This window comes from Paenibacillus lentus, assembly GCF_003931855.1.
GTDB classification, from domain to species: Bacteria; Bacillota; Bacilli; order Paenibacillales; family Paenibacillaceae; genus Fontibacillus; species Fontibacillus lentus.
Window position 1 is genome coordinate 1,118,379 of record NZ_CP034248.1, and the last position, 26,591, is coordinate 1,144,969.

A 26,591-nucleotide genomic window follows, 5' to 3' on the forward strand; every position below is an offset into this window, starting at 1 on the left:
ATGTCTATAATTTGTTAAGGGGTTTAGTAGGGGGTTACATAATATAATAAAAATTAGAGCAGATGACGTAGGAGTATTTTTATAGCCATATTATTATTGTTTGTTTGTCTGAAAAGGACAGGAGATGTATACTTTAAAATAGGGAACCATTTATTTAAAAAACAAAAGAGTAGGAGAGTATTTTATATCCTTAACCCACTGCTATTCTTTGATAAAAAATAATCAGAACTAGGTGAAGGGGAAATGGTTGAAAATAATCGGTCATATAAAAAAGCAGCACGATATGCTATTGCATATAATAAACTTTTAAAAATGATCAGGGATGGTTTATATCCGGAAGGAAGTAAGTTACCTAGTGAACCTTCATTAGCAGAGCAATTAGGTATAAGTAGATCTACCCTAAGACAAGCATTAGGTCTGTTACAGGAAGATGGTATTTTGGAAGCTAAAAAAGGAATAGGTAATTTTGTTCGTAAAACGTTAAATGAAGATAATGTTGGCATGGAAAGAATGGAGAATCCATTTTACAAAGGGTGCATAGATACTATTGATAACGTTGAAATAAAAATGGAGATCGAAGCATCTACGGAGCATACGGATCGGATTTTTAACAGGAATACTTCGGTTGTACTTGCGATATATCGGTATTATAAAGAAAAGGATACTATTAGAGGCTCATGTTTTTCTCATGTTGCCACTGATTTTGATTATATTAAATCCATTGATTTAAATAATCACAATGAGGTTTTGGATTTCCTTGAGAATAAGATTTACGAATATGGACTCTCCTCTACGCTTGAAATACGCATGGTATCAGCTACAGAAAATATAAAGGAAGCAAACAAGGGAAATGTCTCCAGGTATTATCAAATGATTGCGGAGAGTATTAGTGATAATGAAGGAAATATTATAGCCTACAATAAGTACTATATCCCGTTTGAACGTGCGGTTTTTAAAGTTTTTAGAAAAAGAAAAGACTAAGTATAGATAGGTATAAAAACTTCTTGGCTTTGGGAAACTAAACCAAGAAGTTTTTTTGTTCGAAAAAAAATGTTGACAGCGCTTGCACATGGATTTATTATTAGTTGTGTAAAACATACAGCAACTCATACAAGTATACAATTGAATTTTTATATGAACAGGAAAGGTGGTTGATGGAGTGAAGAAGATTGTCGTTTTGGGGAGTTTAAACATCGACATGGTTTTGACCACAGAACGATTACCACTAATCGGTGAAACCATTCATGGTGAACATATACATTATATGATGGGCGGAAAAGGAGCCAATCAGGCCGTAGCAGCATCTCGTATGGGCATTCAAACGTCATTGGTCGGTTGTGTAGGTAATGATACATTTGGCGAAAAAATACTGAAACACTTATCCGAAGAAAATCTAGATGTCAGTTCTGTCAAAAGGGAAGAGGGTATTTTTACAGGAATAGCAACTGTTTTTAAAGTAAGCCAAGATAATGCAATTGTAGTCATACCAGGTGCTAATGACTGCTGCGATAAACGAGTGGTGGATGAACATATCGATATCATTAAACAGGCTGATGTGTTGCTAACCCAATTAGAAATTCCTATGGAAACCGTTGAGTATGCATTACAAAAAGCAAAAGAGTTTGGCTTACAAACCATATTGAACCCTGCTCCTTATAAAGAATTGGCACCAGAATTGTTCGAATATGTTGATTATTTAACGCCAAACGAGACTGAATTTGAAAGTATGGTTGGGAAAAAATTCGAGAACTCAGAAGATTTTGAAATGGAAATGCTTCAATGGAGTAATAAAAACAAGGTGAATTTAATTGTTACAAGAGGATCAAGAGGTTCCTCCTATATTGAGGCTGGAGAAGTTCACACTGTTCCTTGCATTAAAGTGGATGTAGTAGATACTACAGGCGCTGGTGACACGTTCAATGGAATATTAGCTTACGCAATCGCGGAGAAAATGAGTTTACGCGAAGCAGTAACGATGGCAGGTACAGGTGCCTCTTTATCAATTACAGCTCTAGGCGCACAAACCGGAATGCCATCCCTGGAAAAATTAAAGCAATATTTATAAAAAGGAGAGATCAATATGATTAAAATGATTTTGGACTTAGATACAGGTATAGATGATGCAATGGCCCTAGCCTATGCTCTCGGGAGCAAGGAAATCGATTTGATGGGTGTTACAGGCACATTTGGGAATGTTTATACGGACGTAGGTGTGCAAAACGTGTTGAATATATTGAATATGTGTAACGCAAACGAAATTCCGGTTTATGCTGGGGAAAGTCATGCAATAACCAAGGATAATTTTATCAGGTTAGAAGTTAGCGCACGTATTCATGGAGAAAATGGTGTAGGACAAGTTGAAATCGAAACATCCCCTAAGGAAAAAGAAACGAAGAGTGGAGTCGATTTTCTAATTGAGTCTGTAAAAAAATATGGGAAGGAACTAGTCATCGTTACTACTGGACCTATTACAAATCTTACTTTGGCACTTCAAAAAGCTCCAGAAATTAAGGACATGATAGGCAAGATTGTAATTATGGGTGGCGCTTTAACTGTACCAGGTAATTGTAATGCATATACAGAAGCCAACATTTCTCAGGATCCAGAAGCGGCTAAGTATTTGTTTGAAAGCGGTCTCGACGTTACTATGGTTGGCTTAGATGTAACACAGCGTTCCATACTAACTAAGGCTCACACACAAAGTTGGAGAGAGACAGGAAGCTTAGCAGGAAGAACCTATGCCGACATGGTGGATTATTACATCTCTCAGCATGATGCTGCAATTAAAGGTTGCTATCTCCATGATCCATCTGCAGTTATTAATGCGGTCCATCCTGAATACTTTACAATGCTGCCTATGCATATGACTGTCACTACAGAGGGAGAAGCAGAAGGAAGAACGATAGGGGATCCGGCAAGATTAAGAGATTCGAACCCCAATGTGAAAGTTTGTATTGGAGTTGACTCACCAGCTCTAGTCAATAATTTGAATGAAACATTGTTATCTCTATTTAAAGACAAGTAATACGAAATATCTGGTTGAGACCTATATTGGTACATTTTTGTAACCGCTTCAAATGCAGTCATTGTTTTATATTTTGCTAATATCGAAAGGAGTTTTTCACCATGGGACAAGCAACTTATCGCGGTGGCCGTCTTGTGAGCTTAGTAGCAACACTGATTTTGTGCGTGTTGGCTTTTCAGTTGAATGCGAGTATGCTTACCCCCGCACTTCCTAGTATCGCAGCATCGATGAACGTCAGTGTAGATCTTATGTCGAATGTATCATCCTTATTTTTCCTGGCAAGCTCGATTGGCGGCGTTGTACTTGCGCGTTGGAGTGACTTTATCGGTCGGCGTCGTGCTCTAATCATCGTTCTTCTTACACTTACAGTAGGAACTATACTGTGTATCTTTGCTACAAATCTGACCATTTTGCTTATTGGCCGCGTGCTTCAAGGAGCTTCGGGAGCTACGTTTCAAATCGCTTATGTATTCTTAAGAGAGAAGCTTGACACGAAGACCTTCGGTATCGTTCTTGGTATTCTCACTGCCGTGAATGGAGGAGTAGGAGGCTTTGATGGTTATCTTGGCGGCGTGCTTAGTGATAAGTACGGTTTCCAGTCTATCTTCATTGTCATCTTGGCGATCGTTGTCTTCACCTTAATTTGTGTCATGCTCGTTGTTCCAAAGGAAGACAGTGCTGTAACAACGGGTAAAATGGACTGGTGGGGTTCTGGAGCATTATCGGTTGGATTAATTCTCTTGACCTACTTTGTCGCTCAAGGTTCTGCCGTTGGTTGGTTTGCGCCAATCACGCTCATCTTCCTCGTTGGTATGGTAATCTCATTTATTGTCTTCTGGTACATTGAGAAGAGAAGTGCGAGCCCGATGATTGCGGTACAACATCTCCGTTCGCGTCAGGTATGGCCGGTGGTAACTTCAACCTTGCTATGTTTGACGGGTATCTTCGCCGTTATCAATTTTACAGTCGTTCTGCTTAGTCAGGATCAGGAAGTTGGATTCGGACTAGATGCGGCGATGTCAGGATTGCTGTTCTTAACGCCTGCTGCTTTAATTGGTGTATTTGCTGCTCCGATATCCGGTTGGTTAGCAGGTAGATTTGGCTGGATTCGTATGTTGCGACTTGGAATATTGGTTTCCATTGCAGCTCTAGTCGCTATCTTGTTATTTACGGGAAGCAAGTGGATCGTATTCTCTGCAGTTGCCTTACTGGGGATTACCTACAATGGATTGATTCTTACCACCATCAATGGGCTAGGAGTTCTTCAGTCCCCGGATGAAGCACCATCAGCATTGCCAGGGATTAACGGGGCCGGATTCGGTGTAGGTGCGTCATTAGGTATTGGGTTAGTTGCTCCTTTTGTTGGTCAAGGAACACTAGGAGGATATACTACGGCCATGTGGGTATCTATTATAATCACAGTACTTGCATTGGTATCGAGCCTGTTAATTGTTCCGAAGAACGGGCAGAAGGTCTAATTTACTTGTGGTAATAAAAATTCTTATATAACGATGAAATAAAAATATGGTATAGGGGAGTTTTGGATACTAGGAAATTCATGAGCATCCACTCCCTCATACCATATTTTATTTTTTTCTTCATGGATAGAACGCGGACATCCGCAGGCGATTATTCCGCTATAGTCCCCAGTCCGTTTGTAATATTTGCTTAAGCTGAGTTACTTGTTCAATCCCGATCGTTTCGATGATTTTGGCCTCAAGCGTTGCTTTGATAATCTCATTTTTTTCAAAACACTCTTCGCCAAACTTTGTTAGCCGTATGCATTTATCTTTATTGTTATGTTGTGCCTTGCTAACCTCAACTAATCCTTTGGATTCCAGGTTTTTGATGAATTTATGAGTAGCCTGCCGAGAAATATCTACATGTTTGGTGACATAGGATATCGTTGGCTGCTTCTTGTAGATCCTAGCCATAATGAACCATTCTGAATTGGATATATGTAGGTCATGACTTTCATTCCACAATTGACTATTCAAGTTGCGAAGCAGGACATGACGCTCGCTTATCAAGTCTATCAAGTCTAAGTTTTCCGATTCCAAACTCATTCTATTTCATTCCTTTCAATATGTCCTCATCCAATATACAAAAGCATTTGATCACTGTCAATTAGGTTGACAATAGGGTATAATAGAAATATATTGTCATCTAAGTTGACGATAACGAGGGGGCAACTGTAATGTTTGAAGTAGGTAATCTGATTATATATTCAGGACATGGAATATGCCGAATCGATGGTATAAGTGAAAAAGAAATCGCCGGAGTTACAAGGTGTTATTATGATTTACATCCGCTGCATGGTGCTAATTTGAAAATCAGTGTTCCGGTAGATAATAAATCAATACTCATGTTGGATCTTATTGAAAGGGATGAAGCAGAGGAGATTATTCAATCCTTCAAATTGCCAGGTATTCAATGGATCGATAGAAATACAGAACGGAATTATACTTATTCAAATATCATTAATACAGGGAATAGGAAAGAAATCGCAAAAATTATTAACACTTTAATGCGACAAAAGCTTAAGGTTGAATTAAACAATAAGAAGTTTGGCCAACAAGATCAGAAATTGTTAATCTCTACTCAGCAGATATTGTTCAATGAGATAGCAATCTCATTGGAAACTAGCTACGAAGCCATATTGGACGAGGTTAACCGTATTATTCAAGCTGATTTCGACTGCGAGAATAAACTGGAATCTAGTTATCGAGATTCATAGGACGGATTCTTAACTTCTTTAATTATTTATATTTAAGCACCGTTATACGTATATGGATATCACCATGTATGTGTAACGGTGCTTTGTTTTGTAAGATGATTCTAATCAAGAAATGAGCAATTCAAAAAATTAAATTATTGAGCAGATATATTTTATTTGTTTTAGTAGAAAAATTAGAAGAATAATCATATAATAATTATAGATTATCGATAATCTATAATCCATAATCCATAATCTTGTTTTTTTACGAGTATGCATTAATGGATAAAAACATCTTTATTTTGTATTTGGTTTTGTACTATTGAAATGGGAGGAATTTATAATGGGCAGAGTTGAAGGAAAAGTAGCAGTGATCACTGGGGGGGCCGGTGGACTTGGAAAGGTAACAGCTGAATACTTATTAAAAGAGGGCGCAAAAGTTGTTATTGTCGATCTATTTGAAGAATCTCTTGAGAAAACGAAGAAGGAGTTAAGTGTTTTTGGAGAAGTACTCGCTGTACAAGCGGACGTTTCCAAAGAAGAAGATGTAGAGAATTATGTGAAAGCAGCAGTTGACCAATTTGGCAGTATTGATATCTTCTTTAATAATGCTGGAATTGTGGGCAAGATTGCAAAGACTGTTGATACAAAAGCAGAAGACTTTGATAAAGTAATCGCTGTAAACCTTCGCGGTGTTTTCTTAGGTATGAAACACGTGCTTCAAGTCATGGAGAAACAAGGTAGCGGAAGTGTAATTAATAACTCTTCGATTGATGGACTTGCAGGAGGCCCACAAAGAGTCGCTTATAGTGCTTCCAAGGGGTCTGTCAAGAATTTTGTGTAAACGAATGTAGAGGGTGATGCTTAGAGGGGGACTCCGCCCCCTACCTCAAGTGCTGACCCACGCGATCAGGGAAGAAAACCGAAAACTGTAGCAGCATTTGTCCCCAGTTCTGAACACGGCCCGTCCATTTCCGTACAACGTCCATTGTGGATAAATACAGCATTTTAAGGAGAGCCTCGTCGCTCGGAAAGATGCTTTTGCCTTTCGTCACTTTGCGCAGTTGACGGTGATAACTCTCGATCATGTTCGTGGTGTAGATCAACTTGCGAATTTCCGGCGGGTACTTGAAGAATGTAGCGAGCTCGCTCCAGTTGTTGCGCCAAGAACGGACGATCAGAGGATACTTTTTGCCCCACTCCTCCTCAAAGCGATCTAGCTCCACAAGCGCCGCTTCTTCGGTTGCTGCTTTGTAGATCGGCTTCAGATCGGCAGTCACCTTCTTCAAGTCCTTGTAGGACACGTAGCGCGTTGAATTACGGATTTGATGGATGATGCACTTCTGAATCTCTGTAGCGGGATAACAAGCGCTTATCGCTTGCGAGAAACCGGTTAGATTATCGACACACGTAATGAGAATGTCTTGTACGCCGCGGTTTTTTAACTCGTTCAAGACATTGAGCCAGAACTTGGCCGACTCGTTTTCGCCAATCCACATGCCTAGGACGTCTTTATTCCCGTCCAGATCGATGCCGATGACCATGTAAGCCGCCTTGTTGACAATAGCTCCGTCTTGCTTCACTTTGAAATGAATGGCGTCGAGAAAAACAACGGCATATACGCTCTGTAGCGGCCGATTTTGCCATTCCTTAACCATAGGGATAACCTTGTTTGTCACGTTCGAGATCAGTGTCGGGGAGACTTCGATGCCATACAACTGCTGTAGATGATCTTGAATTTCACGCGTGCTGACGCCCTTCGCGTAAAGCGCAATGATCTGTTCCTCAATGCCTGTGACATTGGACTGATGCTTCTTCACCACAAGCGGTTCAAACTCGCCCAAGCGATCACGGGGTACGATTATTTCTTGCTCACCATACTCACTGACGACAGTTTTCTTGCTTTTGCCATTACGGCTGTTTGACGTCGCTTTCGCCGTGATGTCGTGCTTGGCATAGCCCAGATGTGTTTCCATCTCCGCTTCGAGCATCTCCTGGATTGTTTCTGCAAACAGGTTCTTTAATGCGTTTTGAGCATCCTGTGCCGTTACCAGATTATTCTCTTTAATGAAGTCGCGCAACTGTTGTTTCATCCAAAGTCCCATGTATTCTCCCAACCTTTCTATTAGTTCCATTTTAATAGGTTTTGGAGTTTACACAAACTATTTTACAGACTCCTTCCAAGCATGCTGTTGTTGGTATGACGAAGACTGCAGCACTTGAGGTAGCGGATAAGGGTATTCGTGTGAATTCTATTCATCCAAGCTATGCGAAGACAGACATGATGAATGTTGTTGAATCTGGTACAAATGCGGCGGATCCAGAATCTGTACGCAAACAATTGGCAGAAACGATTCCTCTTGGTCGCTATGGTGAGGCAGAGGATATTGCTAATCTCGTACTATTTCTAAGCTCTGACGAAAGTACTTTCATTACTGGTACACAAATGCGTGTTGACGGTGGAATGGGTGCAAAATAATTCAGAATGACATAATTAAACTAGCCGTAATTTTAGTTGTTTGGCCACTACACCACTATCCTGATGGGTTCAAAATTGAGCTCTTCAGGATTTTTCCTTTGACGAAACTTATTCGAACAGTTAATGATATAGTATAATTGAGGTCATAATTATAATTTATTAGGTGATTCGTATGTCAAACAGAATTCTGGAAGGATTCAATGAATCTCTACCTGAGAAAGTTGCAAAATATATTTTAGAGGAGATATTTGCGGGAAATTTGAAGCAAGGAGATCGACTAGTTGAATCTAATATAGCGACTAAATTTAAAGTGAGTCATGCCCCTATTAGAGAAGCGCTGTATATTTTAGAAAAACAAGGTGTCGTTGAACGTATTCCCAGAAAAGGAGTACGAATTAGAATAATTGATGATAAAGAAATTAGAGATTATCTTGAGGCACTGGCAGGTATTATTCGGTTATCGAGTAAAGTAATAAAAAATTGGAGCCAGGAGAAGTATGAACAACTTGAAGAGATTTATCGGGCTGCTGAAACTGACCTTCAAAATGGAAATATTAGAGATTATGTGCAGACGGTCTCATGCTTCTTAACGATATATGTTAGTAATACGAACAATCCTGTCTACCAACGTTTTACTTCAGAGATCTTGTTTATCACGAAAGTTTTTGCTCAATTAAATTGGAATCAAGATCTTGTAAAGAATTACCATGCCCAATTAACATCTAGCTTAGAAGCAATAAAGGAAAGAGATTTTGAATTAGCTGGCGAAAGATTATCTAGAACAATATGGATTTCCATAGAAGGGCATGCTAAATCGACTAAAAGGCACTGAAAAGCAAACCTGCCCCAATTCACGTTACTAGCTCCAATGGCAGAAAGGCATACTCTCCGTTGCGGATAATCTCACCTTTACTTACGGAGATGGGCTTATTGAATATGGGACCATCGATGACGGCTGTATGGAATTCCCCGCCTTCTCCGCAGGGGTCGATCCCGCGGGCAACTAACTCCTTCACATAATCTAGAGTCAGCACGCGCCCTAGATCTTTCTCCTTCATGCCTAGCGATACATTCACTGTAACGATAATGGTGATGAATCCAAGATGGATGAATTCTTCAACTACGTCCCGGTGATTCATCTCCCATAAAGGCATACCAAGTTTTAATCCAGCATTTTTTGTCACCTTGTCATGCCAGCAACCGTGAGCAGGCATATCTAGATCCCCGGTTACCAGCGCTTCTGCTCCTTGATTTTTAGCGTTTACCAGCAGGCGCATAAAATTCTCTTCGTAATCTGCCCAGCTTGATGCTGCAGTAAATAGAGGTAAGTCTATAGACGCTGCTTGAGCCTGCAAGAGAACTGGAGACAAGCCATGGGAGCGGGAGCGGTTCCCATCATCCTCTAACATCACGATAAGCCCAACGGCTTCCCCAGTCTGCATCGCTTTGTATAAGGCTAGTGTACTGTCCTTTCCTCCGCTGAAGGAAGCTATGAATTTATGTCCAGAAGCGCCTGTTCTCCAATTTGGAACCTCAGTCATTTCTCTCGTTCTCCTTTTAGTATGTATAATTTTATATTATCATGTAAGGCAAAAAAATGCGGATTTTAATATTTGCAATGCAGAGTAATAGATTTTGCCACTGTGTCACAGGGTTGTTTTTAAAAGAGATGTGGACGTTGAAATATGTCACTGATAATAGGCTTCAGAAGTGGAAGCGGGCTTAAATGATCCGGAAGTGTGGTATTGGTATGGTGTTTCAAAGCTATGCGCTATTTCCAACGAAGACGGTGTATGAGAATATAGCATTCGGCAAACGTGTGAAGAAAGCCTCAAAGGCAGAAATTGACCAGGAAGTACGCGACATTGCTCGTAAGGTCGACTTAAAGGAAGCTCAGCTGTTCAAACGAGTGTCTGATTTATCGGGTGGTCAGCAGCAGCGTGTAGCTATTGCACGTGCACTTGTATTAAAACCGTCCATATTACCGTTAGATGAGCCATTGTCTAACTTGGATGCCAAGTTACGCGTACAGTTAAGAAATGAATTGAAGGATTTGCAATAACAGTTTGGTATCACAACCATTTATGTTACACATGACCTAGAGCTTTTATGAGGGTAGGTATCCCTCCGATCATTATCCAGTGATTGCGGAGGTGTCACAGCTATCGTAACATGGATGAGAAAGAAATATAAGGAGATGGTAGGCCATGACGATTGTAGACGCTGGTTTGTGGAATATTTCCTATGCAGACTTGTCGTTGCGGATCGTGATCTCGCTGGTGTTAGGAGGTTTGATTGGTCTAGAACGTGAATGGCACAACCATCCAGCTGGTTTTCGCACACATATTCTGGTATGTGTAGGTGCAACACTGATTATGTTGTTATCCATTTATGGATTTGGTGACTTTGCCAACGAATATAATGTTCGTATGGATCCGGCACGACTGGCGGCTCAAGTCGTGTCCGGTATCGGTTTCCTTGGTGCAGGTGCAATTATTCGCAACGGTTCCAGTATTTCAGGATTAACGACTGCGGCTTCCATTTGGGTTGTTGCGGCGATTGGATTATGCGTTGGAGCTGGATTTTTTTTCGGGGCGGTACTTGTTACGGTATTGGTCATTATTATTCTGGTGCTGCTTAATGAGTTCGAAAAGAGCTTCCACAACAGACGCAGTCGAAATGAAGTTACCCTGCGGATCATCAATACTGAGGGTGGGGTTGCTCGGATTGTTGAATTGTTTGAAAAGGAAGGACTTCATATTGTGCATATGTCACTAGAGGCCCTTAACGAGGACGAGCAGGAAAATGAAGGCATACGAACGCTGCGAATAAAACTCCATAAACCACGTTCCCAGGATCTGCTTCATGTGTTTGATAAGTTACTGGCTCTGGATTGCATCCATTCCTTCGAAACGGCGGAGGCACTTAAGACGCATCCGGCTCGTTCCAGCATGTCCGACATACATTAATCGATCCACAAATGGAAGGTCTTTAAACTTGTCATTGCAGTGGATATACTCTGAAGGAGTGTTTCCTCATGTGGTTCGACCGATGGCCGTCATGCAGCAATGCACCGTGCGCTGGGAGCTGCGCGCGGTACGAGAGAGCTCGACAGAGAGCCGGCGAGTACCTGAAATGTAAAAAAATTGCCCGCCGGCCTTACTCAAACTAGTCAAGCAATAGATTCTTCAGGAATGAATTGACTTCATGGATGACAATGGTTATTATGGACATATAATATCCTTAATTGGGGTGGCAACAGATGAAATACTCAAAGGCAACCGACTACGCTCTTCATACGATGCTCTTTCTTACTGCAGCGACTCCGCAAAAACCTATAGGTGTGCAGCAGTTAGCAGAGCGGCAAAATGTGTCTCCAACCTATTTATCCAAAATACTGACCAAGCTGGTGAAGGCGGGCATGATTGAATCGATTACAGGAGTAAACGGCGGGTATCGGCTGAAGCGAAATTGGGAGAACATTTCGTTTCTTGATATTATTCATGCCATTGAAGGCTCGGCTTCCTTGTTCGACTGCAGTTTTGAACATGGACCAGACTGTCCGATCCAAAAGGTGGTGCTATCGGCAGAAGAGAAGATGGAAGAACAGCTGAGAAACCAGAAGATGTCCGATCTTGTACGGGAAATGAATATTGTGATATAATATATCTTTTTTTAAGTTAATTAAGGACAATAAAGATCTTTAAAGGTTTTAATGAAGGGATGAGCAAATTTTACAAGATAATGGTTCATGGCTTCGCTCCTATTGGTCTTGCTCGGTTCTTCGTACCGCACGCAGCTCCCAGCGCGTGGTTTACTGCTGCATGACGGCGGTCGGTCGATTCTACAGCGGTGGCAGGGGGATCGGCGCAAAGTCATAAAATTTTTGAGGAAACGGGTGAGAAATACAATGAGCAATGAACTGTTTGATTCGACGGTATGGGAAAAGGCCTGGAAGGAAGATTTGTATACAGGTGTGAACAAGATGAAGAGGGCTGGCATTGATCCGGCACATTCACTTGATTCATCGGCAAAGTCGTTCAATCAGGAGGTGTTCAGTGAAGAAGGGAGGCGAAGAACCAGGCGGATTATGAACTGGCTAACGGAGCAGGGAGTTGAATTTTCGGGATCTTCTGTTCTGGATATAGGTGCGGCATCAGGTGGATTTTCCATACCTTTCGCGGAGCAGGGAGCGGATGTAACGGCGGTAGAAACCTCCGATCCGTTGATTGAGCTCTTACTGCAAAATAGCTGGGGTTTGACAAATGGAACGGTCAAGGTAGTGCATGAACCTTTTGAAAGCATTGATCTTGTGGCGAAGGGATGGGAAGGAGGCTTTGATCTCGTCTTTGTCTCTATGTGTCCGGTTCTGGTTGACTGGGCCAGTGTGGAGAGGGTGCTGAGCTGCGCGAGATCGTTCTGCTACATGAGCTTGCCGGTAGGTTCCAGGGAGCACAGCCTGGTGGATGAAGTATGGCCGCTTGTCACCGATCGCCCCCGAGAGACCGAACATTTGGAGATGGTTTATCTTACCCAATTACTGCTGCTAAAGGGTTATTCTTATCAATCGTTGGTAACCCGGGAAATGAAAACAACGACAGTCTCCAAAGAGGCGGCATTCCATAATACGATCAATTGGTTGAAAATGCACGGTATTGCGATGGATGAGAAGGATCGTCATATCGTCTCCCGGCATTTGGATACACGCTATCCTGGCGAACAAGTAGAAATCCGGCAAGGCGGCCGGTTCGGCAAAGTACTTGTTCGTCTGTAGAGTTGGTATATGTGCAACAAGAAAATCATATCTAACCTTCGGATCCTTTGGTTGCTTCGGGAAGTCTGGCGGACTAACCAAATGATTGATTAAACCACGGTACGCCTTTGTGAGGATTCAGGCGGTAATGCTATTTTTATTGAAGTAGATGTAGGTAGAGTTAAGTATGTGAAAAAATATGTAGCCGGGGCCGTTGACCGCATTGGAAAAATAGATATGTTTTTTTGACAATGCTGGCATTTCAGTTTTGGCGTCCGAACTTTAGAATTCTTCCGAAGAAGAATTCAATACCATTATGGATGTAGCTCCATCTCTAACGATTGCTATTACTGTTAATTCGCTAATTCTCCACTCTTTGGGCATCTAACGGTTGTATATGCTGCTATCCGAACGATTTTAATATGTTGAGATGAATTCGGCAGGAATAACGTGGATTATAACCGTTAGAACATCGAGGGGCTCATTTTTGGCGGATTAACAGCTGTGGCAACCGTTAGAGATTTGGAAGGCAAGGCTTGAAAGAGAAGTGAAAGAGAAGTGAAAGGAGTGAAAGGAGAGAAAACAGAGCTGAAGGAGGAGTGGAAGGAGAAGTGAAAGGAGTGAAAGGAGAGGTAAAGAAGAAGTGGGAGGGGAAAGTGAAGGAAGAGGTGAGGGATTACACGATTACAGCGCGTCAGGAGCCGATTGCCCAGTGCCCAGTGCCTAGTGCCCAGTGCCTAGTGTCTAACTTTTGTTACGATTTTAGAAAATGACCCCGTTTGTCTTGGTGCAAAATCAAATCGTGGACAATGTAGGTTAGAAGTAGCTATTTCAGTTGAGAAGGATATGTCATTGGAGCAGTTTTTGGGCAACTCGTCCAGAGGAGGAAACTTAATGATAGACTTGTTGGGTTTTGGGCACTACACTAGGTAAAGCGATAAAGAATAACCTAGTAGGAGTTTGTTAAACGTGACATTAAATGATCGTATTCCATCTTGGAAAAAACTTAGTCTTTTTGCCGTGACTTGGCCGATTCTCATCGACTCTGTGCTGCGCATGATGCTGGGCACGGTGGACGTGTTTATGCTAAGCCGCATTTCCGATAAGGTGACCGGTGCAGTAGGCTTAGCCAACGAAATTATTTACTTCTGTATTCTAATGTTCGGCTTTGTCGGCATCGGTACCAGCGTGGCGGTTGCCCAGTATATCGGTGCCGGGCGGGAGAGAGAGGCAGGCCGCATTTCGGCGAATGCCATCACATTAAACCTGATTTTCGGGGTGCTCGTAAGCTTAGTCCTTTTTCTGTATGGGGAGTCCCTCCTGCAGTTAATGAAGCTAAATCCTGAGCAAATCGCCATTGCGAGTCCTTATTTAAAAATTATCGGCGGCTTCATCTGGATTGAGGCGCTATCTTACGCGGTTTCATCGGTTATCCGTTCGAGCGGACACACCAAAAGTGTGATGTATGTAACCCTGGGTGTCAATCTCGTTCACGTCGCAGGCAATTATCTGCTTATCTTCGGGAACTTGGGCTTTCCAGAGTTGGGCGTGACGGGAGCGGCTGTGTCTACGGTCGTTAGTCGCTTCCTCGGCATCATCGTGCTTTTTATCATTCTGTACCGTCGGAGTCCTGCACCGATTCGGACTAAAGATTACGTGGTCTGGAATGGCACTTACGTGAAACAGATTTTGCATGTTGGCTTGCCCGCTGCAGGCGAGCATCTCGCTTGGCAGTCGCAGTACCTCATGATCATTAGTTTCGTTAACATGATCGGTGTTGCCGCGTTGAACACACATGTTTACGTCATGAACATCTCGAACTATTTCATGGCGCTGGCGTTGGCCATCGGTGCGGGGACGGAAATCATTGTTGGGCAAATGGTTGGTGCGGGAGAAATGAAAGAGGCTTACCGGAGACTGATGAGAAGCGTGAGGATCAGCTTCCTATTAACGTTAGCTATTGTCAGTGTGGCATCGATATTCCGGCATGAGTTAGTCGGCTTGTTCACGGTTGACCCCGAGATTATTGCTGCGGGGGCGGGTATTTTTCTGCTCTCCATCATTCTCGAACCCGGGCGGACGTTCAATATGGTCATCATTAACTCGCTACGGGCCGCCGGGGATGCACGTTTTCCGGTATTGATGGGGGTACTCTCGATGTGGGGCGTCGCGGTGCCGCTTGCTTATGTTCTGGGGGTTCATTTGGGGATCGGGCTGTTCGGTATATGGATTGCTTTCACGGTGGATGAATGGCTGCGCGGCATGATCATGCTGCTTCGCTGGCGAAGCCGGGCCTGGGAGAAGAAGGCGCTTGTGAAGCCAGCTTCTACCCCAGAAAACGTCATGGGAGCGTAGGCTTAAAATAGGTGTATTTTATCAGTGATTTTTTTCAGGAGCTGCTTCTCAAGGGAAGTGGCTTTTTGTGTTGCTGCCTCGGCAATGCGGAAGGTCTGTGGAGAGAAGCCGGCTCTGAGAATGACGTTGGCACGGCGAAGGGTTTGATGTACGCATCCTACATTCGCACAAGCGGGCAGTCCGCCCCTGGCGTACAATGAACTATAACCAGTGAGCGAGGTGAACTTCCATGGCACAATCCAAAGAGGTGTTCGGACGGGCCAAACGGCTGCAAGGTCGGCCGGTATGCATTACTCTGCATAGTGGTAAGACCTACGTTGGCTATATTACCGACGTTAACAGCAGCAGCTTGAAGCTAGCCAGCGCCGGAGCTCAGCCGCGTACCCCATCTGGAAAGCAAGGCTCCCAGCCTAAGCAGCGCAGAGTCGGCTCCCAAGCCTCAAGTAGTCGTTCTGGCAGCCGGCGAAGGAGGGGGCGCAAGCCTTCGGTGCGTTCCCGCTCACGCAAGCCGGACGCGCAGGTATCGGCCTTTCTGCCGATCTTAGGCTCGCTGTTGGGAGGGGGAGGCGGCCCCGGCGGGCTTGACGGCACTGCTTCAGGAGCGCTCGGGGGTGTGCTGGGGAGCGGTGTGCGGATGTTCAGAATGATCCAGCGATTTGTCCCGGTCGTGAAGTTGGGATACGGTATGATTAAGTCCATCCGCCCATTCCTCGGTGCCGTTCAAGGCTTGATGACGCCGTCCGAAGCTGCTGCGACAGAAGGCGAGTCACGGTAACCCCGGAGAGGAGACGGAGAAAAAATGCTCGTTCCTCTAATCGTGTATTCGGGGGACGGATCAGCAACCTCACTTCTGGCCAAGGGAAGGGACCTATACCTGGCCAGTTTGCCTAGGCGGCGACAATTAGGGGCCATCCGTGAAGGATGGCCTTATTCGTTTTTTCCTCCTCTAACATCACCATTACTCCCTCCTCGATTCTTTCAGGTTTAACAAGTGAGATACTGCGAAGAACTGTGGAGATTTTCATAAATCTCCCCATAAATCTCCTTCCTCAGACGGAGGCCATTTCCATCTTGAGCCAGTTAAAAAAACCAATATACAAAAATAAAATAAAGGTATTCATGGAATCATCTTTTTATTTCGGTCGGGGGAGGATGTTGTGAGGTGGAGAAGATTATAGAAGTACGGGGTATTAGTAAGGTGTATGGAAGAAGAAAAACGAAAGAGAAGATCCATGCGGTTCGTGATGTTTCTTTCACGGTGAACCGTGGAGAGGTTGTTGGTTTACTAGGGCCCAATGGGGCTGGGAAGACTTCAACGATAAAGATGCTCTGTGGCTTGTTAGAATCGGATGCGGGCACCATCTCCATTCATGGCCTGGATATTAATAAGAAGCGACTTAAAGCTCTAGAGCATATTAGTGCTGTATTAGAGGGAAACCGGAATTTATATTGGCGACTTACCGTCCGGGAGAATCTGGAGTATTTTGCGGGTAACCGCGGTTACTCTCGGAAGCAGATTGCCGATCAAGCGGACAAATTATTAGAGCAATTCAACCTGAAAGAAAAGGAGAATGAGCTGGTCAATGGATTGTCTCGAGGGATGCAGCAAAAGCTGGCTATCGCAGTAGCACTATTAGCGAATACGGGTGTCATCTTGCTGGATGAGCCAACACTTGGTCTGGATGTTGAGGTTAGTTATGAATTGCGTGAAATTTTAAAGACGATCGTGAAGGAAGAAAAGCGTACGATCATCATTAGTTCACATGATATGCCAGTTGTTCAGGAGCTGTGTGATCGTGCCATTATTATTAATAAAGGCGAAGTTGTTATCGATGATAGGGTGGAGAATTTACTTAAGCTGTTTGAAACAAGGGCATATTCGGTTAAGTTGGGTGAGCCGTTGAGCTTGGAGCAGGAGAGCAAGCTGCGTGGCCGATTCCCTTTAAGTATGTATCAAGCAAGCTCCCATGAGAGCATCGTGGAAGTTAATTTAGAGCATAGTCAGGACATCTACGAGTTGTTCGATCTTTTTAAAGAGGAAGGAACCATTGTGGAGAGTATTGATCGTACAACCATTGACTTTGAGCAAGTGTTTATTCAGATTGTGAAGGGAGGGAAGAAGCATGAAATGGCTACAGTTATTGAGTGCTAATTTTCGTAAGGAATATATCGAATTGAAACGTTATCTGCCGAATACCATTGCGCTAATATTTACGTTTTATATTATTTTTTTGGCTGCATTCTTTGGGATCATGTTCATTGGTGATCCAGCAAGCTTTGATATGAATGTTCAATATTCGATTGTAAGTGTAGCCTTCTGGAGCTTAACGATGATGACGATGAATTTCATTGGTCATTCGGTGGTCACAGAGGCAACGCGAGGGACGTTGGAACAAATATGTATGTCTCCTATGGGGGTGTGGAGAATCATGCTTACACGCATCATCGGGCAATTTGGCTTACAATCGGTTGTGATGGTCATCTTGCTGTTTGCTGCGATGCTTACCTCCGGGCAGTGGTTGAATCTTAATCCTATGACGACCGTCCCGATCATTGTAATTACAATGATAAGTATGGCGGGCGTTAGCTTTTTGATAGCTGGCCTAGCTATTATCGTAAAACAAATTGAAGCGTTCCTACAGATTTTCCAATTTGTATTGATGGCGCTTGTATTTGTTCCGTTAACTGCAGCTCCTTTTCTAGCCTTCGCCCCATTCGTTAAAGGAGTGAATATGGTAAGAACGGTGATGATTGAGGATCTGACATTGACACAACTGCCTTTGGCAGACTATGCGGTCTTAATCTTAAATTCACTGGTATATTTTATTGTGGGGCTCTTTGTATTTCATCGCTGCGAAAAAGTAGCTATGAAAAAAGGTCTTCTAGGACAATACTAACCTTTGTCGGAGAACGGGCTTATTTCCATCCTTTTAAGTCTATAGTTTTCTTGCTTTGATTACAAAGGTTACAGGAAGCATCTTGGCTTTATTTGAAAAATCGTCGTTTTTCATGAGTTCTTCATCTGTTTGCTCAATCATTTGTTCAATGACAAATCCCGCTTTTGCGAGCGCATTCACATAAGTTGATAGCTTGCGATCGGATAATGTTAGCTGGCTTTCATCAAGAGCTACTGAATACCAAGATTCATCGAAATAACTCTTTTTAAAAATAAGCATATTATTTTCTGCAACAACACATTTGTGTATAGGATGAGACCAACTGAATATAAATACGCCGTCTTTTTTTAGGTAAGAAGCGATCCTGCAAAAAGTATTCTCAAGGTCAGTGGTCCATCCTATAGCGTAAATCGAATAAACAAAGTCAAAATAATCCTGGGGTATGCCGCATTTCTCTTCCATCGGAGAACAAATTAAATTTGCTGAAAGTCCGCTCGATGTCAAACGTTGCCTTGTTTTTTCAATTTGGTTTTCTGATATATCCATACCCCATAGCTCAGATGCTTTTCGTTCCCCCATATATTGCAATGATTGACCGCTTCCACAGCCGATCTCCAGTATCTTTTTCCCGGAGACATCCCCAAAGAGCTGGCATTTTTCTTCTGAGACAAATGCCCCGTATAAAGGTAGTGAGGTTGCCCCCAAAACATCATTTCCCTTTGTATCCCAAAATAAGCTGTTTGTTTTATGAATAACGTTTTTATCCATGTCGATCGAGATGGCGGAGCCCACCTCACCAGCACCGATAATGTTTGTCCTATAAACCGCATTTTTGTCCATGTAACATCCTCCCCAAAGGGTAAATTCTCCAACCTTTCTGCTTGATACGCATTGGAATAAGAACATACGTTCCGAACTTGTAATAGTAACATGCATTTCCAGATTATTCAACTACCTCTCAAAGCTCCTCACGAAATTGAGGGACTATGAGGGCTATGACGTGTGTTGACGGAGGTTCATTTTATTATATTTATTTAGTGAACAAATAACGCGGCTGGGTATCCTAGCAGGAACAGCCCCTCCGGTTGTTGAATATATCCCAAATCACTTTTTTGAATATCAGGCGTATTCAGGGCGCCTTAGCCGCAGGAGGAGTACGACATGAAGACGATCACTGTGCAAAAGTTGAAGGATACGTTCCAATTGGAGGTTCTTGCGGGAGCAAGCCATATGGATCGTGAAGTTACCCGTCCACGGACACATAGACCTGGGCTGGAGTTTGTCGGATATTTTGATTTTTTTCCTATGAATCGGGTTCAGGTACTCGGCCGCAAGGAAATTAACTATTTATTGACTTTAACTGTAGAGGAGCGCAAGCTGCATATCGGAAACGTCGTCAAGTATCATCCGCCGTGCTTCATCGTGACGTCGGGGCAGCAGGAGATTCCCTATTTGATTCTGTTCTGCGAGCAGGAGGGGATCCCGCTGCTGCGGACGGCGGAGACGACGACGGAGTTTATCGCCAAGTTGGACAGTTACCTCATTAAGGCGCTTGCACCGGAAATCTCAATCCACGGCGTATGTGTGAATGTATCGGGGATAGGGATCCTGCTTCGAGGCAAATCTGGGATCGGCAAAAGCGAAACAGCCCACACGCTCATACGTAGAGGCCATCGTTTCGTGGCGGACGATATTGTGGTGCTCAAAAAGCTTGGTCCGGCAACTTTACTCGGGACACATAATGAAACTACGCGTGAATTTCTCGCTCTGCGCAGTGTGGGCCTGATTAATGTTGTTCGCCAGTACGGGCGCAGGGCCTTTCAGGACGAGACGCGAATTGTACTCGATATTGAATTAGCTCCATGGCAGGAGAACTCTCTGAACAACGAGCTGGAAGTGGAGCCTCAGTTCACGGAATATCTCGGCGTTAAGATACCGCATATCGAAGTCCAGCTTCAACCAGGACGTGATGTCGCTGGTCTGATTGAGGCGGCGGCGAACAATTGGTACCTCAAGCAGCTCGGCTACAGTGCCGTTGATGAGTTCATGAAACGGATTGAAGACGAGATGCAGTCGTAAAGTAGTGTCATAGTTGGATGTATAATTTCAGGACAACTCATAATACTATGCCAAGAATGACTAATTTCATTGGCAAAGGAATGATGTATACATTGGCTAAGCACTCAGGAGAAAGTTGGAAAAAGGACCATCCCAGCACTCTTTTTGGCTATTCGGTTCAAAAGGCAGATCGTGCAGTAAAGCAAGCGATGTCACATCCGGAGGAGACTACTGTCGGGCATGCATCCAATTCGATTTCTCATGCAGAAAACGCCCTATTGAATGCAGAGCAGCACAATGAGCATATGGATATCGTTGAGCAGAACAGGGAGCAGCTTGAAGTGGTGAAGGAGCAATTGCAGGAAGTGCAAGAGATCGTAGAGGATTAGTACTTAGTCTAAATCAAATCTAAGGGAAACAGATGATTTACAATGTTGTCGGAATTAATGATAGGGAAAAGGCGAACCTATTTTTGCTTCATGGTTAGCCTTTTCTTAATTTTCAGTAGGGTTTAACTTCAATCTGATCCACAATGAATTCATTTTTAACACTGTCGAGTTTATATGTTACATTGAAATCACTCACATAATGGGGAGATACTCCAACAGATCCAGGAACATATAATTTAATCTTTTGGTTTTCCAAGGTATAAACAAGTACACCGCCGAAGGCAAGCTTCTCTTGGCTATAATCTGGCGCTGGATCAAAATCATAATTGAAGCGTTGCAGGTCTACCTGGATCACATCCCGAAAGTAAAACGACACTTAATAACATTAGCGCAGCAATTTTCTGTTTCAACTCTCTTACTCCTTTCATTTTATCTACTAAGAATTACAACATTGCAAAACAAAGGTGAATTCACAAGTAATTCACAAATTTCACAATAAAGTTAAGAATGATAACGTGTTTTCAGGCGTGTATAGCAGATTATGGTGAGGACGCCATAGCTCCTTATGAGGAGTTGTGGCTATTTGTATATCTGATAAACTATAAATACTTCTCTCTGAACTGGGGGGAAGATCAACTTGGAATTAGAAGGTGAACCTATGAAATATGGCAGGGTTGTTCATGGTCGGTTGGTTAGACGCGTAAATCGATTCATTGCCGAGGTTATTATAGACGGGATTAAAGAACAGGTACATATTAAAAATACTGGCCGCTTAAAAGAGCTGCTTCAGCCTGAGACAGAAGTCTTGCTGGAGCTGAGTGACAATCCGAACCGCAAGACAAGATTTTCGCTGATTGCTGCCGCTAAACATGGCACTTGGGTCAATATTGATTCTCAAGCTCCGAATACGGTCGCCTTTGAAGCATTTAACGAGGGAAAGATCAAGGAGCTTGGTTGGTTAACATCGATAAGAAGGGAAGTGACTTTTAAGAATTCTAGATTTGATCTTTATGTTGAACAGAATGATAAAAAGGGGTTTGTGGAGGTTAAAGGCGTAACTCTTGAGAACAATGGGCTAGCCCTGTTTCCGGATGCACCGACCACCAGGGGGACGAAGCATATTTTGGAATTGATTCAAGCGGTTCATGAAGGTTACTCCGGTATGATCCTGTTTGTTGTACAAATGAAAGGCTGCCACGCTTTTATGCCTAACCGAGACATGGACCCGGCTTTTGCGGATGCATTGTTAGAGGCTTCGTGCCAGGGGGTGCAGGTTTTAGCCTATGACTCGATGGTAACAGAAGAGGAGTTGATCCTTGATCGTCCGCTTCCTGTTAATTTATCTTAGAAGGGGACATCTCGCAATTGACATTATTTTTTGAAGTAACTATACTGGTTACAACGGTGGTGAGATGAATGAAGCAAATTAGTACGCGTTTCTCGATTGCGGTGCATACCCTGTCCTTAATTGCCGTCAGTACGAATGACTGTACTGGGGATTTTATTGCAGGCAGCGTTAATACGAATCCAGTGATCATTCGGAGAATTATTGGGATGTTAAAAAAAGCGGGATTAGTAGAGGTTCGCCCGGGGGTGGGCGGCGCTTCTTTGCTTAAAAGTCCCGATCGAATTACGCTTCTTGATGTTTATCGTGCCGTGAACGCGGCGGAGAAGGATCAATTGTTTCGCATTCACGATGACCCTAATATTCAGTGTTCCGTTGGGCGGAATATTGAACAAGTTCTGCAAACGGAACTTAGAGACGCCCAATCTGTGATGGAGCAAAGGTTGGCTCAGACGACGTTGAATGATTTAATCAAAAAGTTTCAATAATAATAAAACTTGAATAACGTCAATAGACGTTTTTCTTATACACCGGTTGTAACCAATATTGTTATAACGGGTGGCATTACAAATAAATAAATGGAGGAATTAAGATGAAGATTTTAGTGACTGGTGCAACAGGCAAGCTGGGGACGAAAGTGGTGAATACGCTGCTGCAAACCGTACCAGCAGATCAACTGGCTGTTAGTGTTCGCAACCCAGAGAAAGCAGAAGATTTGAGAAAACGTGGCGTAGAGGTTCGGCAAGGAGATTTTGATCATCCGAATACATTGGATGCGGCTTTCTCCGGGATTGATCGCTTGTTGATCATTTCTGCAGACGGGGACAACGAAACAAGAATTCGTCAACATGGAAATGCAGTGGATGCTGCAAAGCGTGCGGGAGTAAAATTCATTGCTTATACTAGCTTAGCAAACGCAAGGGAGAGCAAGAATTTCCTAGCCCCAACTCACAAAGCAACAGAAGAGATGATTTTGGCAACAGGCATCCCCTACTCCTTCTTGCGCAATAATTGGTACCTGGAGAATGAAGTGTCGACCATCCAGGGGGTATTGGCGGGAGCACCATGGGTAACGTCGGCAGGCTCTGGAAAAGTAGGCTGGGCGGCTCAGCAGGACTATGCGGATGCAGCAGCCGCAGTTCTTACAGGGAGCGGACATGAGAATACGACCTATGAGTTGTCCGGCAAGCTGCTGACGCAGGAGGAATTTGCAGCCGCACTTGGAACCGTCATCGGCAAGCAAGTTCCCGTGCAGCAGGTGGACGATGTGGCATACGGCAACATCATGAAGGAAGCGGGTGTCCCAGATTTCGTCATTCCGATGCTCGTCGAGATTCAAAAAGGCATTCGGGAAGGTACGTTGGAGGTCGAAAGCAATGATTTTGAAAAGCTGCTCGGCCGTCCGCTTACTCCGATTCACGAAGTGCTGAGTCAGCTTGTTAAGGCATAATATAATAAGGAACTTAAAAAACGACCTTCTGTAAGTGTAAGAGAGAGGTCGTTTTTTTACGCTGTAGTCCGTCGTAATTTTACGACAAAAAGCTCAGCATCCGATTCTAATTAGCTAAAATTTATCATATTATAGTAAATAAATATTTAAAACTATCAATAATATTGATACACTAGGATCAGATAATCATCGATCCAGAAAAGGTGTTTGACTAGGTTCCGACTGGCTTGCTGTGACGCCTACGTAGGAGCACTTGCATCCTTTCTGCAAATTTTAGCATATAAGGGACGGTAAGAATGAGTAACAGACAAAATGCTGATGTTATCTTAATTGGTGCCGGAATTATGAGTGCAACTCTGGGAACGCTGCTGAAGGAATTAGTACCGGACTGGGAAATTACAGTGTTTGAGAAGCTTGCAATTGCAGGAGAGGAAAGCTCTAATGAATGGAATAATGCAGGGACGGGGCATGCCGCATTGTGTGAGCTTAACTACACCACTGAGAACTCGGATGGATCGGTAGATATTAGCAAAGCGATCAAAATTAATGAGCAATTTCAGGCATCCATGCAGTTTTGGTCTTATTTAGTGAACAGCAATCGGATTCGCAATCCGCGGGATTTTATCGCTCCGTTGCCTCATATGAGCTTTGTTCAGGGGGAGCAGGACGTAGCTTTTTTGAAGAAGCGTTTTAAAGCGCTATCAAGAAATCCCCTGTTTCAGAGGATGGAGTTTTCCGATGATCTGAAGAAGTTGGAGGAATGGATCCCGTTAATGATGAAAGACCGCCCATCCAATGGGCCTATAGCGGCAACAAGGGTGGAGTCTGGAACAGATGTCAATTTTGGCGCTTTGACGAGGCTGTTATTCGATCACCTGAAGCGTAATAACGTCGATATAAAATATAAACATCGCGTAGAACATCTTAAGCGCACCAGCGATGGCTTATGGGAATTGAGAGTGCGGAATGTTGCTAGCGGTACCGTCGAACGTCGTACGGCTAAATTTGTCTTTATCGGCGGTGGGGGAGGAAGTCTCCATCTATTGCAAAAATCCGGCATTCCGGAAGGAAAGCATATCGGAGGATTCCCGGTCAGTGGGATGTTCATGGTATGCCATAATCCGGATGTGGTGGCGAAGCATCATGCCAAGGTATACGGTAAAGCTAAGGTGGGCGCACCACCGATGTCTGTTCCGCATCTGGATACAAGATACATTGACAATAAGAAATCGTTGTTGTTTGGGCCATTTGCTGGCTTTTCGCCAAAATTTCTGAAATCTGGCTCTAGGCTCGATTTGATCACTTCCGTAAAACTGGATAATCTCGTTACGATGCTATCGGCTGGGGCGAAAAATGTTCCATTGACGAAGTATTTGATTCAGCAAGTGATGTTATCGAAGGAACAACGAATGGAAGAACTGCGAGAGTTTATTCCGAACGCCAGAAGCGAGGATTGGGAGCTGGTGGTGGCTGGCCAACGCGTGCAGGTGATCAAAGATACGGATGCTGGCAAAGGCACGCTTCAGTTCGGTACGGAAGTGATTAGCTCTGCCGACGGCTCGATCGCTGCATTGCTCGGCGCTTCCCCGGGGGCGTCCACTGCGGTGTCCGTCATGCTGGAGGTGATCGCCAAATGCTTCCCGCAGCATCTCAAGGCATGGGAACCGAAAATTAAGGAAATGATTCCTTCGTACGGCGTATCCTTATTAGAAAATCCAGCGCTTATTCGGGAGATTCATGACTTAACCGTTCGGGCACTTGGTCTGAGCCAGGAAGATTACCGTAATGAAGCGGAAGCCCCCGTTGTAAACGCCTAACGATAACAGGGTTATCTTCTGTCGATGAACTGATCGACTCAAGATAACCCTGTTTGCATTTACATTATTTTGTATAGTTATCGAAATAACCTTGGATATAGACGATTGGCGTGCCTTTATCTCCGCTTCCCGAGGTCAAATCGGAGAGGGAGCCGATGAGGTCGGTCAGTTTTCTAGGCGTAGTGCCTTGTGCTTCCATCGAGCCTACGAGGTCGTCACTTTTATTACTGATATAATCCGAAATCGCTTGCTTAAGTTCGTCGCCGCTTAAATCCGCAAAGTTATTGTCCGCAAGGTATTTCAGCTTAATTTCATTCGGTGTTCCATCAAGTCCAGCGGTATAAGCCGGAGATACAACCGGGTCAGCAAGCTCCCATATCTTACCGACAGGATCTTTAAAGGCACCGTCCCCATAGATCATGACTTCTACGTTTTTACCGGTCTTTTCTTTGAAAATTTGCTGGATCTTATCGACAGTAGGCTGGCAGTTGCGCGGAAAGAGCTTAATTTCATCTTCCGTAGATTTATTAGACCCCAGCAGCCCGTACTCTTCATTAAATCCGCTGTTATCAACGGATTTTGCTAGAATGTCACCGAGGCTGTATATTTTTTCTACGCCATTGGCTTTTAGAATTCTGGCTGTTCTAACACGAGAATGGATGTCGCAAGTCAGCACGTTTTTGGTGTGATCTAGAATAGTCTTCGGGTTGTTGGAGAAAATGACCTCGCATTCCGTGCCTTGTTCTTCAACTAAAGATTTATAGTAATCAATGTAATCTATGCCTGTAAACGTATGCTTATTATAGCCAAAGAGCTCGCGGAATTGTGCTTCCGTCAGAACATCCGTCCAAGGATTGACGCCTTTCTGGTCAAGCATGTCGAGATCAACTAAGTGGTTGCCGACTTCATCTGAAGGATAGCTAAGCATCAACACGATTTTCTTAACCCCTTTGGCGATACCGCGGAGACAGACAGCAAAGCGATTCCGGCTTAAAATAGGAAAAATAACGCCGACGGTCTCGTCGCCGAATTTGGAATTTACATCTTTGGCAATATGGTCAATCGTCGCGTAATTGCCTTGGGCGCGGGCGACGATGGATTCTGTGATCGACACAATATCTTTATCTTTGATTTGGAAGCCTTCAACTTGAGCGGCGTGCAGCACGCTATCTACAACAATACTCTCTATGTTATCCCCTTGTTTAATGATTGGGCAACGGAGACCTCTAGCTACTGTTCCAACTACTCTTTCCAAAACATTCAGCTCCTTAGGATGATAAAGTTTATCTACATTATCTAACCACCTA

The 26,591-nt window shown here is 43.6% G+C and carries 27 protein-coding genes and 1 pseudogene; 23 read left to right on the top strand and 5 right to left on the bottom strand.

Annotated features, from left to right (window positions below; genetic code table 11):
• Positions 1–243: 243 nt before the first annotated feature.
• From EIM92_RS05115 to EIM92_RS05130, 4 genes are all read left to right on the top strand, one after another.
• Complete coding sequence (locus tag EIM92_RS05115) at positions 244–981, top strand: GntR family transcriptional regulator (protein WP_125081758.1); 738 nt, start codon at positions 244–246, stop codon at positions 979–981.
• Between the two features lie 178 nt (positions 982–1,159).
• On the top strand, positions 1,160–2,065 hold the full coding sequence (gene rbsK, locus EIM92_RS05120; protein ID WP_125081759.1) for a ribokinase: 906 nt from the start codon (positions 1,160–1,162) through the stop codon (positions 2,063–2,065).
• Between the two features lie 15 nt (positions 2,066–2,080).
• A complete protein-coding gene (locus EIM92_RS05125; RefSeq protein WP_125081760.1) occupies positions 2,081–3,025 on the top strand; it encodes a nucleoside hydrolase in 945 nt (314 codons plus the stop codon).
• 101 nt (positions 3,026–3,126) lie between these two features.
• Positions 3,127–4,503 carry an MFS transporter gene (locus tag EIM92_RS05130; RefSeq protein ID WP_125081761.1) on the top strand — a complete coding sequence of 459 codons (1,377 nt, stop codon included), beginning with the start codon at positions 3,127–3,129 and terminating at the stop codon, positions 4,501–4,503.
• 159 nt (positions 4,504–4,662) lie between these two features.
• Here EIM92_RS05130 and EIM92_RS05135 read toward each other — a convergent pair whose 3' ends face one another.
• Positions 4,663–5,091, bottom strand: coding sequence for a MarR family winged helix-turn-helix transcriptional regulator (locus EIM92_RS05135; protein WP_125081762.1), 429 nt, complete (start codon positions 5,089–5,091; stop codon positions 4,663–4,665).
• A 131-nt stretch (positions 5,092–5,222) separates the two neighbouring features.
• On the opposite strand from EIM92_RS05135, the gene EIM92_RS05140 reads away from it, so the two are divergent.
• Together EIM92_RS05140 and EIM92_RS05145 are read left to right on the top strand one after the other, a co-directional pair.
• Positions 5,223–5,762 carry a CarD family transcriptional regulator gene (locus EIM92_RS05140; RefSeq protein ID WP_125081763.1) on the top strand — a complete coding sequence of 180 codons (540 nt, stop codon included), beginning with the start codon at positions 5,223–5,225 and terminating at the stop codon, positions 5,760–5,762.
• 322 nt (positions 5,763–6,084) lie between these two features.
• The gene (locus EIM92_RS05145; protein WP_125081764.1) at positions 6,085–6,585 is read left to right on the top strand and encodes an SDR family NAD(P)-dependent oxidoreductase; all 501 of its coding nucleotides are present in this window, start codon (positions 6,085–6,087) and stop codon (positions 6,583–6,585) included.
• Positions 6,586–6,625: 40 nt separating this feature from the next.
• On the opposite strand, the gene EIM92_RS05150 is transcribed toward EIM92_RS05145, so the two are convergent.
• Positions 6,626–7,846, bottom strand: coding sequence for an IS256 family transposase (locus tag EIM92_RS05150; RefSeq protein ID WP_125081765.1), 1,221 nt, complete (start codon positions 7,844–7,846; stop codon positions 6,626–6,628).
• 95 nt (positions 7,847–7,941) lie between these two features.
• On the opposite strand from EIM92_RS05150, the gene EIM92_RS05155 reads away from it, so the two are divergent.
• Entirely contained in the window at positions 7,942–8,220 is a 279-nt protein-coding gene (locus EIM92_RS05155) for an SDR family NAD(P)-dependent oxidoreductase (protein ID WP_125081766.1), read from the top strand.
• 172 nt (positions 8,221–8,392) lie between these two features.
• A complete protein-coding gene (locus EIM92_RS05160; protein ID WP_125081767.1) occupies positions 8,393–9,052 on the top strand; it encodes a GntR family transcriptional regulator in 660 nt (219 codons plus the stop codon).
• A 19-nt stretch (positions 9,053–9,071) separates the two neighbouring features.
• Here the strand turns inward: EIM92_RS05160 and EIM92_RS05165 are convergent, their stop codons facing one another.
• Positions 9,072–9,761 carry a Dph6-related ATP pyrophosphatase gene (locus EIM92_RS05165; RefSeq protein WP_125081768.1) on the bottom strand — a complete coding sequence of 230 codons (690 nt, stop codon included), beginning with the start codon at positions 9,759–9,761 and terminating at the stop codon, positions 9,072–9,074.
• 188 nt (positions 9,762–9,949) lie between these two features.
• Between EIM92_RS05165 and EIM92_RS05170 the strand changes: the two are divergent.
• The 9 genes and pseudogenes from EIM92_RS05170 to EIM92_RS05210 all read left to right on the top strand — a co-directional run.
• Positions 9,950–10,279 (top strand): annotated as a pseudogene (locus EIM92_RS05170) (ATP-binding cassette domain-containing protein); the annotation flags it as partial.
• Between the two features lie 148 nt (positions 10,280–10,427).
• Positions 10,428–11,189 carry an MgtC/SapB family protein gene (locus EIM92_RS05175; protein ID WP_125081769.1) on the top strand — a complete coding sequence of 254 codons (762 nt, stop codon included), beginning with the start codon at positions 10,428–10,430 and terminating at the stop codon, positions 11,187–11,189.
• 293 nt (positions 11,190–11,482) lie between these two features.
• Entirely contained in the window at positions 11,483–11,884 is a 402-nt protein-coding gene (locus EIM92_RS05180; protein WP_125081770.1) for an Rrf2 family transcriptional regulator, read from the top strand.
• 246 nt (positions 11,885–12,130) lie between these two features.
• Complete coding sequence (locus EIM92_RS05185; protein WP_125085008.1) at positions 12,131–12,994, top strand: class I SAM-dependent methyltransferase; 864 nt, start codon at positions 12,131–12,133, stop codon at positions 12,992–12,994.
• 590 nt (positions 12,995–13,584) lie between these two features.
• Entirely contained in the window at positions 13,585–13,746 is a 162-nt protein-coding gene (locus EIM92_RS23645) for a hypothetical protein (RefSeq protein WP_164515036.1), read from the top strand.
• 196 nt (positions 13,747–13,942) lie between these two features.
• Positions 13,943–15,328 carry an MATE family efflux transporter gene (locus EIM92_RS05190; protein WP_125081771.1) on the top strand — a complete coding sequence of 462 codons (1,386 nt, stop codon included), beginning with the start codon at positions 13,943–13,945 and terminating at the stop codon, positions 15,326–15,328.
• Positions 15,329–15,557: 229 nt separating this feature from the next.
• A complete protein-coding gene (locus tag EIM92_RS05200; protein ID WP_125081773.1) occupies positions 15,558–16,103 on the top strand; it encodes a hypothetical protein in 546 nt (181 codons plus the stop codon).
• Between the two features lie 387 nt (positions 16,104–16,490).
• Positions 16,491–17,480, top strand: a complete 990-nt coding sequence (locus tag EIM92_RS05205) for an ABC transporter ATP-binding protein (RefSeq protein ID WP_125081774.1) — start codon at positions 16,491–16,493, stop codon at positions 17,478–17,480.
• Entirely contained in the window at positions 17,452–18,225 is a 774-nt protein-coding gene (locus EIM92_RS05210; RefSeq protein ID WP_125081775.1) for an ABC transporter permease, read from the top strand. The genes EIM92_RS05205 and EIM92_RS05210 overlap by 29 nt, the downstream gene beginning before the upstream one ends.
• A 39-nt stretch (positions 18,226–18,264) precedes the next feature.
• On the opposite strand, the gene EIM92_RS05215 is transcribed toward EIM92_RS05210, so the two are convergent.
• The gene (locus tag EIM92_RS05215; protein ID WP_125081776.1) at positions 18,265–19,065 is read right to left on the bottom strand and encodes a class I SAM-dependent methyltransferase; all 801 of its coding nucleotides are present in this window, start codon (positions 19,063–19,065) and stop codon (positions 18,265–18,267) included.
• Between the two features lie 321 nt (positions 19,066–19,386).
• On the opposite strand from EIM92_RS05215, the gene hprK reads away from it, so the two are divergent.
• From hprK to EIM92_RS05250, 6 genes are all read left to right on the top strand, one after another.
• Positions 19,387–20,304, top strand: a complete 918-nt coding sequence (gene hprK / locus EIM92_RS05220) for an HPr(Ser) kinase/phosphatase (RefSeq protein WP_125081777.1) — start codon at positions 19,387–19,389, stop codon at positions 20,302–20,304.
• A gap of 47 nt (positions 20,305–20,351) precedes the next feature.
• Complete coding sequence (locus EIM92_RS05225) at positions 20,352–20,672, top strand: hypothetical protein (protein ID WP_342772904.1); 321 nt, start codon at positions 20,352–20,354, stop codon at positions 20,670–20,672.
• Positions 20,673–21,309: 637 nt separating this feature from the next.
• The gene (gene sfsA / locus EIM92_RS05235) at positions 21,310–22,020 is read left to right on the top strand and encodes a DNA/RNA nuclease SfsA (RefSeq protein WP_246021202.1); all 711 of its coding nucleotides are present in this window, start codon (positions 21,310–21,312) and stop codon (positions 22,018–22,020) included.
• Between the two features lie 68 nt (positions 22,021–22,088).
• On the top strand, positions 22,089–22,505 hold the full coding sequence (locus EIM92_RS05240; protein WP_125081778.1) for an Rrf2 family transcriptional regulator: 417 nt from the start codon (positions 22,089–22,091) through the stop codon (positions 22,503–22,505).
• A 104-nt stretch (positions 22,506–22,609) separates the two neighbouring features.
• Positions 22,610–23,467 carry an SDR family oxidoreductase gene (locus EIM92_RS05245; RefSeq protein WP_125081779.1) on the top strand — a complete coding sequence of 286 codons (858 nt, stop codon included), beginning with the start codon at positions 22,610–22,612 and terminating at the stop codon, positions 23,465–23,467.
• 296 nt (positions 23,468–23,763) lie between these two features.
• On the top strand, positions 23,764–25,284 hold the full coding sequence (locus EIM92_RS05250) for a malate:quinone oxidoreductase (RefSeq protein ID WP_125081780.1): 1,521 nt from the start codon (positions 23,764–23,766) through the stop codon (positions 25,282–25,284).
• Positions 25,285–25,348: 64 nt separating this feature from the next.
• Here EIM92_RS05250 and EIM92_RS05255 read toward each other — a convergent pair whose 3' ends face one another.
• Positions 25,349–26,539: a coenzyme F420-0:L-glutamate ligase gene (locus tag EIM92_RS05255; protein WP_125081781.1), complete on the bottom strand. Its 1,191-nt coding sequence runs from the start codon at positions 26,537–26,539 to the stop codon at positions 25,349–25,351.
• Positions 26,540–26,591: the final 52 nt, after the last annotated feature.